General features: G+C 62.4%; 11 protein-coding genes. 8 read left to right on the top strand and 3 right to left on the bottom strand.

Annotation, left to right across the window (positions count from 1 at the left end; genetic code table 11):
• The first annotated feature begins 20 nt into the window (after positions 1 to 20).
• From AC4CWF_RS20945 to AC4CWF_RS20935, 3 genes are all read left to right on the top strand, one after another.
• On the top strand, positions 21 to 161 hold the full coding sequence (locus AC4CWF_RS20945; RefSeq protein WP_491287295.1) for a hypothetical protein: 141 nt from the start codon (positions 21 to 23) through the stop codon (positions 159 to 161).
• Between the two features lie 66 nt (positions 162 to 227).
• Positions 228 to 1,256: a four-carbon acid sugar kinase family protein gene (locus tag AC4CWF_RS20940; protein ID WP_491287294.1), complete on the top strand. Its 1,029-nt coding sequence runs from the start codon at positions 228 to 230 to the stop codon at positions 1,254 to 1,256.
• Position 1,257: 1 nt separating this feature from the next.
• Positions 1,258 to 1,965 (top strand): FadR/GntR family transcriptional regulator, encoded by a 708-nt coding sequence (locus AC4CWF_RS20935; protein ID WP_491287292.1) that lies wholly within the window; start codon positions 1,258 to 1,260, stop codon positions 1,963 to 1,965.
• Between the two features lie 34 nt (positions 1,966 to 1,999).
• Here AC4CWF_RS20935 and AC4CWF_RS20930 read toward each other — a convergent pair whose 3' ends face one another.
• From AC4CWF_RS20930 to AC4CWF_RS20920, 3 genes are read right to left on the bottom strand one after another with little or no spacing between them, the layout of a single operon-like run.
• Positions 2,000 to 3,118 (bottom strand): iron-containing alcohol dehydrogenase, encoded by a 1,119-nt coding sequence (locus AC4CWF_RS20930; RefSeq protein ID WP_491287291.1) that lies wholly within the window; start codon positions 3,116 to 3,118, stop codon positions 2,000 to 2,002.
• Between the two features lie 4 nt (positions 3,119 to 3,122).
• The gene (pdxA, locus tag AC4CWF_RS20925) at positions 3,123 to 4,079 is read right to left on the bottom strand and encodes a 4-hydroxythreonine-4-phosphate dehydrogenase PdxA (protein ID WP_491287289.1); all 957 of its coding nucleotides are present in this window, start codon (positions 4,077 to 4,079) and stop codon (positions 3,123 to 3,125) included.
• Entirely contained in the window at positions 4,076 to 5,272 is a 1,197-nt protein-coding gene (locus AC4CWF_RS20920) for a sialidase family protein (protein WP_491287287.1), read from the bottom strand. Before AC4CWF_RS20920 ends, pdxA begins: the two co-directional genes overlap by 4 nt.
• Positions 5,273 to 5,687: 415 nt before the next feature.
• Here AC4CWF_RS20920 and AC4CWF_RS20915 point away from each other — a divergent pair, with 415 nt between their 5' ends.
• The 5 genes from AC4CWF_RS20915 (at position 5,688) to AC4CWF_RS20895 (ending at position 11,615) form a co-directional block, all read left to right on the top strand.
• A complete protein-coding gene (locus AC4CWF_RS20915; RefSeq protein WP_491287736.1) occupies positions 5,688 to 7,151 on the top strand; it encodes an ABC transporter substrate-binding protein in 1,464 nt (487 codons plus the stop codon).
• A gap of 82 nt (positions 7,152 to 7,233) precedes the next feature.
• A complete protein-coding gene (locus tag AC4CWF_RS20910; protein ID WP_491287285.1) occupies positions 7,234 to 8,148 on the top strand; it encodes an ABC transporter permease in 915 nt (304 codons plus the stop codon).
• Positions 8,149 to 8,223: 75 nt separating this feature from the next.
• Positions 8,224 to 9,090: an ABC transporter permease gene (locus tag AC4CWF_RS20905; RefSeq protein WP_491287734.1), complete on the top strand. Its 867-nt coding sequence runs from the start codon at positions 8,224 to 8,226 to the stop codon at positions 9,088 to 9,090.
• Positions 9,083 to 10,690: an ABC transporter ATP-binding protein gene (locus AC4CWF_RS20900; RefSeq protein ID WP_491287283.1), complete on the top strand. Its 1,608-nt coding sequence runs from the start codon at positions 9,083 to 9,085 to the stop codon at positions 10,688 to 10,690. The genes AC4CWF_RS20905 and AC4CWF_RS20900 overlap by 8 nt, the downstream gene beginning before the upstream one ends.
• Before the next feature lie 34 nt (positions 10,691 to 10,724).
• Positions 10,725 to 11,615 carry a dihydrodipicolinate synthase family protein gene (locus AC4CWF_RS20895; RefSeq protein WP_491287281.1) on the top strand — a complete coding sequence of 297 codons (891 nt, stop codon included), beginning with the start codon at positions 10,725 to 10,727 and terminating at the stop codon, positions 11,613 to 11,615.
• Positions 11,616 to 11,704 lie beyond the last annotated feature (89 nt).

Raw genomic sequence — 11,704 nt, 5'->3', positions numbered from 1 at the left:
CGATCAATAGCCTCGCCGTTATGTTGCCCGCCCGCGTCAAGCCGGGTGTGGCTGACGCCGCAAGTATTGGCAATGTGCGATATGCCGCCGAACGACTGGCCGATGCCGGGATAGCGCTGGTCTTCGAGCGCGACATGTTTTCGAAATTGCTCTATCTGTAAAATATTGTATTGAAAAATATAGCTTTTACCGATAGAAAAACATGACAACAATTGCGAGGACCGATCTTGCTGTTCGTCATGGCCGATGACTTTACGGGTGCGCTGGACTCGGCCGCGCCTTTTGCGGGGCGCGGGCTGCATGTCGAGGTGGTGCTCTCCATCGAAGGGATCCAATCGGCGCTTGCAACCCGGCCGGATGTCCTGTCGATCGACCTTGGCTGCCGTGAGAAAACGGCGCAGCAGGCCCATGCGCTTGCGCAGGCCGCGATCCGCCTGCTGCCTGAGGGCGCGAAGATCTTCCTGAAGATCGATTCCCGCATGAAGGGGAACGTTGCGGCCATCCTCGATGCAATCCCCTTCAACCGGGCACTTGTCGCGCCGGCCATTCCGGACTTCGGTCGCACCGTGGCCAAGGGCGCGGTGCAAGGCTTTGGTGTTGATGTCCCCATCGATATTGCTACAGCGCTCGGCCGCCACGTGGGCAAGTGCTCCATTCCCGATACGGTGTCCGGGGCGGATATGGCCGAGGCGCTCGCCAGCGCCGATCGGGCGGGTGCCGATCTGCTGGTCGGAGCGCGCGGCCTTGCCGAAGCCCTTGCGCAGTCCATGACCCAGGGTGCGCAACCGGTGCGCGCGGAGATCCCCGCAGGGGCGGCGCTGTTTGTTGTCGGGTCGCGCGATCCGATCACGCTTTGCCAGGTCGATCGGCTGGCAGGCCAGGTGGACATTGACCACCGACCGGCAGAAAACGGGCGCCTGCCCACCCCTGGCACGCTTACGAAGCGCGTGACGCTGGTTCAGGCAATCGGTGGCCCCGAGATCTTTGAGGCCGAGGAGGTGTCGCAGAACCTTGCCGAGGGCATAGTCCCGCTGTTGACGCAAGACGTTGAGACGCTGCTTCTGTGTGGCGGCGCAACGGCTGAGGCCGTGCTGCATCGAATGGGGATTACAAGGTTCCGCCTTGTTGGGGAATGCCTGCCGGGCCTTGGCCTTGCGCGCACAGACCGCCACTGCATCATTGCAAAATCCGGCGGTTTCGGGCAACCCGATACGCTAAGGGATATCGCAACGACAATTCTCGGGAAGACGGGCTGAGATGGGGCTGACAGACGGCGTGGCGCGCAAGGCATTGCCGGACATCGTTTTCGAGCGGATGCATCGGGCGATCAAGTCCGGCGCCTACGGGCCGGACGAGCGCCTGCCGACGGAACATGACCTGGCAACAGAGTTCGAAGTGTCGCGGCCGGTCATTCGCGAGGCCCTGCGGCGCCTGCGCGACCAGGGGCTGATCTATTCGCGACGGGGGGCGGGCAGCTTTGTGCGGGTGCTCGGCCTCAAGGAGCCGCTGGGATTTGGCCAGCTGGAAAATGTTGCCGACCTGCTCAATTGCTACGAATTCCGGCTGACGCTGGAGCCGGCAGCAGCTGCCGCTGCCGCCCTTCGCCACGATGCCGGCGATCTGGCGACCATCCGTCAGGCGCTGGAACTGTTGCGGGACGCAACGAACCGCCAGTCGCACCGGGAGGATGCCGACTACCAGTTCCATCTGGCCATCGCGCGCGCGGCGCAGAACACCTATTTTTCGACAGCCATGGAAGCCCTGAAGGACCATATCGCCGTCGGCATGAAATTTCATGGAGCGTCTGTGAAGCGGGAGGCTTCCGGTCTTTCGCGTGTGTTCAGCGAGCATGAGGCGATTGCCGAGGCGATCATCGCGCGCAATCCGGACGCCGCCCGCCAACTGATGCACGACCACCTGACCGGCTCGCGCGAGCGCCTGTTCCAGTCTCCCCGGCGAGACTGATCTCGCCGGGCTTTTCGGCCGTGACAGCAGAACGTCAGAAGGCTGCCTTATAGATGGCCGCCACATCTTCCACCGACATGTCCACCGGGTTGTTGTCCATCAGTCGGCGAATGGCATGGGCATCGGCTGCAAAGCGTTCCAGATCTTCCTGTCTCGCGCCATGGGCGGCAAGCGACATCTCGATCCCCAGGCCGGCGCAATAACCATGGGCGGCATCACGAAGGGCATGCTGGCTCAGGTTTTCGCCAAGGCCGAGCGCTCTGGCCACTTCCGCCGTCTTTTGCGCCACGGCCGGCTGGTTGAAGGCCAGCACATGCGGGAAGACAATGGCATTGGCCAGTCCATGCGGCAGATGCAGAAGCGTGCCGAGCGGATAGGCAATGGCATGCCCCGCCGCCGTGTTGACTGGACCAAGGCAGATGCCGCCATAATAGGAGGCGAGCATCATGCCTTCGCGGGCTTGCGTATCATGGCCGTCGCGCACCGCACGCGCCAGGTATTGCCCGACCAGCTGGACCCCCATCCGGGCAAAGCCGTCAATCATCGGATGGGCGCGCCGGTTGGTGAAGGCCTCCACGCAATGGGCCATCGCATCGACGCCGGTTGCTGCCGTCACGGCCGGGGGAACCGAAAAGGTCAGCTCCGGATCGAGGACGGCGAGGTCGGCGATCAGATGCGGGCTTTCGACGGCGATCTTGCTGCCCTTGACAGGATCGGTGATCAGCGCGCGAATGCCGGCTTCCGAGCCGGTGCCGGCCGTCGTTGCCACCTGCACCAGTTGCGTGGTGCGACCGGCAACGCGGTTCGGCCCGGCCACGTCGGCCAGTGTCTGGTCGGTATCCCAGAGCGCTGCGACAAGCTTTGCCACATCCAGCACGGAGCCGCCGCCAAGGCCGACGACGAGATCCGGCCGTGCCTCGCGGGCAGCGGCAAGTGCCGCATCAAGAGTTTTAATGTCGGGCTCGCCCGGAATGCCATCAAAGACGCGGATGCGGCCGCCGATCTGCAGCTTGTCGACAAAGGCTGCGGTGATGGGCGTTGCGATGATGAGCGTGGAGCCGATATCGCCGGCAAAACTGCCGACGCTTGCAACCGTTCCGGCGCCAACGGCAAGGCGGCGCGGCTGGTGAAGGGTGATCGGGAAAAACGCCATGATCCTACACTCCCGCTGCAGGGCCGGCGACAAGCCGGCGGGCATAGGCAATGGCCGACATCATGTTGCCGTGGTTGGCAATGCCCTTGCCGGCAATGTCGAAGGCTGTGCCGTGATCGACCGAGGTGCGGTCAATCGGCAGTTCGACGGAGACGTTCACCGCCGTATCGAAGGCCACCAGCTTGATCGGGATGTGGCCCTGGTCATGATACTGGGCAACCACCAGGTCGAATGCGCCGGAATAGGCGCGGTGGAACACCGTATCGGCTGAAATCGGCCCCTGCACATCAATGCCTTCGGCGCGGGCCGCAACGACGGCCGGCGCGATCTGGTCATCGTCTTCGGTGCCGAACAAACCGTTTTCGCCGCAGTGCGGGTTGATGCCGGCAACCGCGATGCGCGGGTTCTCGTAGCCAATGCGCTTCAGGTGGCGATATCCGGCGCGGATAGTCGCCAGCACCCGCTCCGTGGTGGCCCGGCGGATGGCCTCCTGCAGGGAGACATGGGTGGAGACATGGATGACCTTCAGCCGCTCGGAGGCGAGCAGCATATAGGCCGCCGATGAGCCGGTCAGGCTGCGCAGCATGCCGGTATGGCCGTCGTAGTGATGGCCGGCAAGGTTCAGCGCCTCCTTGTTGATCGGGGCCGTGACGATGCAGCCGATCGTGCCCGCTTCCGCATCACGAACGGCGTTCTCGATGAAGCGGAAACAGGCGTCACCGGCAACCGGCGACAGGCTTCCCCAGGCAAGCGGCGCCCCCACAATCTCCAGATCAACGACGAAGGGCTTAAGATCGATCGACAGGCCAAGCGCTGCGCGGGCGGCCTCCAGCGTCTTCAGGTTGCCATAGATGCGGGTTGCTGCCCGATCCGCATCCGTCATGTCGGACAGGGCCCGAACGGTGATTTCCGGTCCGACGCCGCACGGGTCGCCCATGGTGATGCCGATGATCCTGCTCATGCTTGTCTCCCGTCCGCAGTGCCTGCCCAGCCGGGGGCAAGATGGACATGTTTGATCGCTCTTCGATGGTAGGTATAGCTGATGTGGAGACCGCCGTCGGCGTCTTCCAAAAGCCATGGATAGGACATTTCCTGGTTGCGGCCGTCGGTTGAATCGTTGGAAAGGCAGTGGCCTGGACCATCCTCGATCAGGATGCGGGTCGGAAATGTCCGGCCCCCATCCTGTGAAAGGCAGACCGTGACAGGCGCGCGCACCACGCCCCAGACAGGCACACAGCCGCCGGTCGGATCCGCATCCGGCCGGTCGTCCTCGACGCCGAGTTCGTCATAGAGAGAGGCACGCCTGTCGCTGGACTGCGCGGCATTGACGGGATTGCAGATCATCGCAATCCGCCCGTCGCGCAGCATGATTGCGGCAATGGAGGAATTGTTGTTGGGCACGTCGCTTGGCTGAGGGACAGACCAGGTGCGCCCGTCATCGTTGCTCTCGGTCCTGTAGACGAAATCTGCCTGCCGGCGCCGGAAGAAAGCCGCATGCCGGCCTTCGCCAACGGCAACCGGGCTCATGTGTACGCAACCCGTCGATTGCGGCAGGTCATTGAGTGTCCAGCTTTCTCCGCCATCTGTGGATATGCCGACGGCTGCGACGTCGTGGCTGCCGTTCCATTTCTGGCCGGGGCGCTGCATGCAGCGGAAGATCGGCAGCAGCCATGCGCCATCGCTCCGCAGGACAAGAGGGGCGCGGATGAAGCAGCCGCGCGGCAGGTCGAGAAAGCGGCCACCGTCTGCCATCAACCGCGTTGGGTTTTCGGGCGCGCGACGGATCTCGGCCATCCGGATGCGGCATTCATCCTGGTTTCCGGAGGGCTGCGAGGTGTGAAACAGCAAAAGACGGCCATCGGGCGGTGAAAACAGCACCGGGTTCTGCTCGGAATGGTGAGGGTCGAAACTCAGTTGCTGTGGCGGACCCCAGGTATCGTCTCCCGCGCCAAGCACGCTGGCGAAGATGGAGATGTCTGCCTTTCCCTCCAGCGAACCGCCGAACCAGGCGCAGATCAGGTCGCCACCGGTCGTCTCGTGCAGGAAGCTTGCATGGTTCTGCACCATGGGGGATGGCAGGAGCGTTTGCCGACGGCCCATTGCCACGGTGCGTATGGCCCCGGTCATGCCGGAGGCGATTTCCTCAGGTGTCATTAGCCTCTCCTCTGTGCGGTCAGAATTGACAAATTCTCAAAGTTGTCAAGTTTTATTGCGGTCGTTGTCCTGCTTTTTCAGAGATTTTAAAGGACGTAAGATATTGAAAAACGATACTTTAAACGCTCTCAAAAAAAGTCTTTCTGATTGGGTCCTGGAAACAAATTGACAAACTTATGCGAAAGTTCGATGGTTGGGGCGAATGATTGGGGCACCTGGTTGTCGGGGTCTATGCCTCGCCCGGTGCCGCATGGTGCCGACCGAAGGGATGTGCCGGACCAGCCATCCGCATGAGAAAGACCTGCCCATCGAGCCCCACCGCTCGTGGCAGGCGTGATGATACGTCGCAACCTGGGAGGAGTATGACGTGACAAAATCCTTGATTTCTGGCGCCCTGATTGCGGGCGTCGCGCTGATGACGGCCCTGTCGCCTGTGATGGCGGCATCCGGTCCCATCAAGATCGTGCTGCCCGAAGAGGCCGATCTGCTCGAGCCCTGCATGGCCACCCGATCCAATATCGGCCGCATCATCATGGAAAATGTCAGCGAGACGCTGACGGAGCTTGATGTGCGCGGCAAAAAGGGTGTCATGCCGCGCCTGGCGGAAAAGTGGGAGCAGACCGCCGATGGCAACTGGCGCTTTCACCTGCGTCAGGGCGTTAAATTTTCAGACGGCAGCGCCTTCGATGCCAAGGATGTGGCGCATAGCTTCGACCGGGTGATGAGCGACAAGATCACCTGCGAATCCAAGCGTTATTTCGGTGGCATGACGATCAGCACCACCGTGGTCGACGACCATACGATCGATATCAAGACGCAGCCGGCCCAGCCGATCCTGCCGCTTCTGATGTCGCTCGTGACCATCGTGCCGGAGGCGACGCCGATGGCGTTCGTGCGCGAGCCCGTGGGCACCGGTCCCTACAAGCTCACCAACTGGACGCCGGGCCAGCAGATCGTTCTGGAAACCCGCGACGACTACTGGGGCAAAAAGCCGGCCGTCACCAAGGCAACCTATCTGTTCCGCGCCGATCCTTCGGTGCGTGCCGCCATGGTGCAGACCGGGGAGGCCGATCTGTCGCCCTCGATTTCGCAGCTCGATGCCACCAATCCGAAGACGGATTTTTCCTATCTCGACAGTGAGACGGTTTATCTGCGCATCGATCACAACACCGCGCCGCTGAACGATGTGCGGGTGCGCAGGGCCTTGAACCTTGCCATTGACCGCAAGGCCTTCCTCGGTACGCTGGTGCCTGAAGGGGCGGTGCTGGCCACTGCCATCGTTCCGCCGACGACGCTTGGCTGGAACCCCGACGTGAAGCAGTTCCCCTATGATGTCGCGGGCGCCAAGAAACTGCTGGCCGAGGCGAAGGCTGCAGGCGTTCCCGTGGACACGCCGATCACCATCATTGCCCGCAGCGCCAATTTCCCGAACGTCACGGAAATCATGGAAGCCATCCAGGCGCAGCTGCAGGAGGCGGGCTTCAAGATCGATCTGAAATTCGTCGAGGTCGCCGAACACGAGACCTATTATTCCAAGCCGTTCAAGGAAGGGCGCGGGCCGCAGCTGGTGGCTGCCATGCACGACAATTCCAAGGGCGATCCCTCCTTCTCGATGTTCTTCAAATATGCCTCGAAGGGAACCCAGTCCGGTTTCTCCGATCCGAAGGTGGACGACCTGATCCAGCGGGCTTCGGCAGCCGTCGGAGACGAGCGTGCAAAACTCTGGTCGCAGCTGATCGGCTACCTGCATGACGATGTGGTGGCAGATGTCCTGCTCTTCCACATGGTCGGTTTTGCCCGCGTCTCCGAGCGGCTGGACTTCAAGCCGACGATTGCCACCAACTCCATGCTGCAGCTCTCCGAGATCGGCATAAAGTAAGCAGACTGCCGGATGCCGATGAGGCGTCCGGCATCGTACGGCGGCGGGGATGCCCGCCGCCGGATGTAATGGGAGGTCGTTCATGCTCAGTTTCATCCGTAAGCGTTCCGTCGCCAGCCTGATCTCGCTGGCCGGCCTGATCGTGATGGTGTTCTTCCTGTCGCGCATGACGGGGGATCCCGCCTCGCTCTTCCTGCCGGTGGAGGCGTCGGCGGAGATGAAGCAGCAGTTTCGCGAACTGCACGGCCTCAACGATCCGCTGCTTGTCCAGTTCAGCCGTTATGTCGGTGATGTCGTGACGGGCGATCTCGGCGAATCCTATCGCAAGGCGCGGCCGGCGCTGGATGTCGTGACGGAAGCCTTCGTCTGGACGCTCTGGCTTGCGGTGATCACCATGAGCCTCGTCACCAGCGCTGCCATTGTCGTCGGCTCGCTTGCGGCCTTCCGCTCCGGTGGCTTTTTTGACCGTACTGCTTCGATGCTGTCGCTGATCGGCGCCTCGGTGCCGGATTTCTGGCTGGCAATCGTTGCCATCGTTGTCTTTTCGGTCAATCTGCACTGGCTGCCCACATCCGGCACGGGCTCGGTGCTGCACTGGATCCTGCCGATATCAGTGCTTTTCGTGCGGCCTTTCGGCATCATCGTGCAGGTCGTGCGCGGCTCGATGATCGGGGCGCTGTCGTCGGCCTATGTCAAGACGGCGCGTGCCAAGGGTGTGCGCTCCGGCCCGATCATCTTCATTCATGCCCTGCGCAATGCCATGCTGCCGGTCATCACCGTGATCGGCGATCAGGCCGCGAGCCTGCTCAACGGCGCGGTTATCGTGGAGACAATTTTCGGTTTTCCCGGCGTCGGCAAGCTGATGATCGATTCCATCCTGCAGCGCGATTTCAACGTGGTGCTCGCGGCAATCCTTGTCACGGCCCTTGCCATCTTTCTCATGAACCTGCTGATCGACCTCTGCTATGCATTGCTCGATCCGCGCATCCGGCACTGAGGAGGCGATCCGTTGAGCCTGTCATCCACCGAAACAGATCCGGCGCTGCGCGAAGAAGCATCCTTTGCCGTTCGCATGGGGCGCATGCTACTGGCGGACAAGTTCGCCCTCATTGCGGCACTCTTCCTGCTTGTCATGATCGTTCTTGCGCTCATCGGCCCCATGTGGCTCGGTGAGGAAGCGATCAAGCAGAACCTGCGCGGGCGCAATCTAGCCCCCTTCGACTGGTCGCGCGGCTGGATATGGTGGATGGGCGCGGATGCGCTGGGGCGGCCGCTGTTTGCCCGCATCATCGTCGCCACCCAGAATACGCTGATGGTGGCAGCGGGCGCCGTCGTGCTCTCGGCCGTCACCGGCACGTTCCTCGGCCTGCTGGCCGGCTTTTCCTCGCCGCGTGTCAGCCAGATCATCATGCGGCTTGCCGATGTGATCATGTCCTTCCCGTCGCTGCTGATTGCGGTCATCGTGCTGTATCTGCTCGGGTCCTCCATTCTTAACCTGATGGTGGTGCTGTCGATCACCCGTATTCCCGTCTACCTGCGCACCACCCGGGCGGAGGTTCTGGAAATCCGTGAGCGGATGTTCGTGCAGGCCGCCCGTGTCATGGGCGCCTCCGGCAACCGTATCCTTTTCCGGCATATCCTGCCGATCGTCTTTCCGACGCTGACGACGCTTGCCACGCTGGATTTTGCCTATGTGATGCTCGCCGAAAGCGCGCTGTCCTTCCTCGGCATCGGCATCCAGCCGCCTGACATTACCTGGGGCCTGATGATCTCGCAGGGGCGCCAGTATTTGACCAATGCCTGGTGGCTGTCCTTCTGGCCGGGGCTTGCCATCATTCTCACCACCCTGTCGCTCAACCTGCTGTCCAACTGGCTGCGCATCGCGCTCGATCCGGTGCAGCGCTGGCGGCTGGAAATGAAGGGGCCTTCCCATGGCTGAGCATCTCCTGGATGTGCGCAACCTCTCCGTCGAGTTCCACACGGCCTCCGGTGTGGTCAAGGCCGTGCGCAACATCTCCTACCACCTCGACCGCGGCGAAACGCTGGCGATTCTCGGCGAAAGCGGTTCCGGCAAATCCGTCTCGTCGGCTGCCATCATGAACCTCATCGACATGCCGCCCGGGCGCATCACGTCCGGCGAGATCTTTCTCGATGGTGCGGATCTTCTCACCATGAAGCCGCAGGAGCGGCGCGCCGTGAACGGCAAGCGGATTGCCATGATCTTTCAGGATCCGCTGAGCCATCTCAACCCGGTCTATCCGGTTGGCTGGCAGATCCGCGAGGCGATGACTGCCCATGGCCTGTCAAAGGATGCGGCCGAGGCGGAAGCCCTTCGCCTGCTGGGGCGCGTCGGCATTCCCGATCCGCAGGCGGCGATGGACAAGTACCCGCACCAGTTTTCCGGCGGCCAGCGCCAGCGCGTGATGATCGCCATGGCGCTGGCGCTACGGCCGGATCTGCTGATTGCCGACGAACCCACCACGGCACTCGACGTGACGGTGCAGGCAGAAGTGCTGGCGCTTCTGAAGGAATTGCAGCGGGAAATCGGCATGGGCGTGCTGATCATCACCCATGATCTCGGGGTCGTTGCCGAGATTGCCGACCGTGTCGTGGTGATGGAAAAGGGCGCGCTGGTGGAAAGCGGCACCGTGCGCGAGGTCTACAAGAACCCGAAACACCCCTATACCAGACGGCTGATCGCGGCCGCCCCCGGGAAGGGTGCGATGCACGAGGATGAGGCAAAGGGCGAGATGCTGTTGTCGGTCCGCGACGTGCGCAAGACCTACGGCGCTTTCGCGGCGCTTAAGGGCGTCTCCTTCGACCTGATGGCGGGCCAGACGCTCGCGATCGTCGGCGAAAGCGGGTCTGGCAAATCGACGCTGGCGCGTGTTCTCCTGCGTCTCGACGAACCGGACAGCGGCCAGGCGCTGTGGAAGGGCAGGGACCTGTTCCAGCTATCGCCGAAGGAGCTTTACCGCCTGCGCCGCGATCTTCAGATGGTATTTCAGGACCCCACCCAGTCGCTTAACCCGCGCATGACGGTGTTCCAGCTTGTCTGCGAAGCCTGGATCATCCATCCCGATATTCTGCCGAAGGCAAAATGGCGTGAGCGGGTGGCGGAGCTTCTTCTGCAGGTCGGCCTTTCGCCGGATCATATGCGCCGCTATCCGCACCAGTTTTCCGGCGGCCAACGGCAACGCATCGCGATTGCCCGGGCGCTGGCGCTGGAGCCGCGGCTGATCATCTGCGACGAAGCCGTCTCGGCACTCGACGTTTCCGTGCAGGCGCAGGTCATCGAACTGCTGGATCGCCTGCGACAGGACACCGGTATTTCCTTTATCTTCATTGCCCATGACCTGCCGGTCGTGCGCGATTTTGCCGATCAGGTGATGGTCATGCAAAAGGGCGAGATCGTCGAAATCGGCGGCGTGCGACAGATCTTCGATGCGCCACGCGAGCCCTATACACGCGCCCTTCTCGCCGCCAGTCTCGATCCCGATCCGGATATCCAGGCGGCCCACCGCGCCCGGCGGGCCTGATGGCCGCCCTCTTTAATAACGGAGTTTCCCTGCCATGACCGCTCAAGCCTATGTCGCGCTCGTTACCTGCTTCAACGAGGATGAAACCATCAATTTCGAGGCCACCCGCGCGCAGGTGCGCCGCCAGGTGGCCGCCGGCAACAACATCATGTGCGCGGGAACCAATGGCGACTTTACAGCGCTCACCTTCGAAGAAAAGGTTCAGCTGACAGAAGAGGTGGTGGACGAAGTTGCCGGAAAGGTGAAGGTGATCGTTAATGCCGGCACACCGGCCACGTTCGAAACCGTCAAGCTGGCGCGTGAATTCGACCGGATCGGGGTTGATGGCATCGCCGTCATCACCCCCTTTTTCATCGCCTGCACGCAGGATGGCCTGATCCGGCATTTTTCGACGGTGGCCGATGCCGTTCGGACACCGGTCTATCTCTATGATATTCCGGCACGCACGCAGAATCACATCGAGCCGGAAACAGCCCGTACGCTTGCGAGCCACGGCAATATTGCCGGCATCAAGGATTCCGGTGGCGCCCAGCAGACGCTCGAGGCCTATCTGCAGGTGGCGGCGGATATGCCGGGTTTTGAGGTCTATTCCGGCCCCGATCATCTCGTTCTCTGGTCGCTGCAGAACGGCGCTGCCGGTTGCATTTCCGGCCTCGGCAACGCATTGCCGGATGTGCTTTCCGGCATTCTGACCGGCTTCAACAGCGGCGACATTGCCGAAGCCGAACGCCAGCAGGCGATCTACACCGCCTTCCGCACCGATCTCTATGCGTTGGGTTTTGCGCCCGCCATGGTGAAGCGCGCGCTTTACCTGCAGGATGCCTCCGTCGGCGCCAGCCGCCAGCCGGCGCTGCTGCCCGATCCGGTTCAGGACGAGAAGATCCGCGAGATCCTCGCCCGCTACGGTATCGGCGAGGCGCGCTGACCGGGACTGGAAAAGGCACGCCCGCCGGCTTCCGGCTTCTCCATTGCATTGCCGGTGGGGAACACAGCGATGAAGCCGGTGCTCGGGTG

Source organism: Neorhizobium sp. PAMB6630 (assembly GCF_058242775.1).
The sequence above is the reverse complement of the archived record's forward strand: the minus strand, read 5'-3'. Positions and strand labels throughout refer to the sequence as shown.

Coding starts and splice junctions, on each gene's coding strand:
- AC4CWF_RS20945 (WP_491287295.1), top strand. CDS start 21: ATGTTGCCCGCCCGCGTCAAGCCGGGTGTGGCTGACGCCGCAAGTATT.
- AC4CWF_RS20935 (WP_491287292.1), top strand. CDS start 1,258: ATGGGGCTGACAGACGGCGTGGCGCGCAAGGCATTGCCGGACATCGTT.
- AC4CWF_RS20930 (WP_491287291.1), bottom strand. CDS start 3,118: ATGGCGTTTTTCCCGATCACCCTTCACCAGCCGCGCCGCCTTGCCGTT.
- pdxA (WP_491287289.1), bottom strand. CDS start 4,079: ATGAGCAGGATCATCGGCATCACCATGGGCGACCCGTGCGGCGTCGGA.
- AC4CWF_RS20920 (WP_491287287.1), bottom strand. CDS start 5,272: ATGACACCTGAGGAAATCGCCTCCGGCATGACCGGGGCCATACGCACC.
- AC4CWF_RS20915 (WP_491287736.1), top strand. CDS start 5,688: ATGACGGCCCTGTCGCCTGTGATGGCGGCATCCGGTCCCATCAAGATC.
- AC4CWF_RS20910 (WP_491287285.1), top strand. CDS start 7,234: ATGCTCAGTTTCATCCGTAAGCGTTCCGTCGCCAGCCTGATCTCGCTG.
- AC4CWF_RS20905 (WP_491287734.1), top strand. CDS start 8,224: ATGGGGCGCATGCTACTGGCGGACAAGTTCGCCCTCATTGCGGCACTC.
- AC4CWF_RS20900 (WP_491287283.1), top strand. CDS start 9,083: ATGGCTGAGCATCTCCTGGATGTGCGCAACCTCTCCGTCGAGTTCCAC.
- AC4CWF_RS20895 (WP_491287281.1), top strand. CDS start 10,725: ATGACCGCTCAAGCCTATGTCGCGCTCGTTACCTGCTTCAACGAGGAT.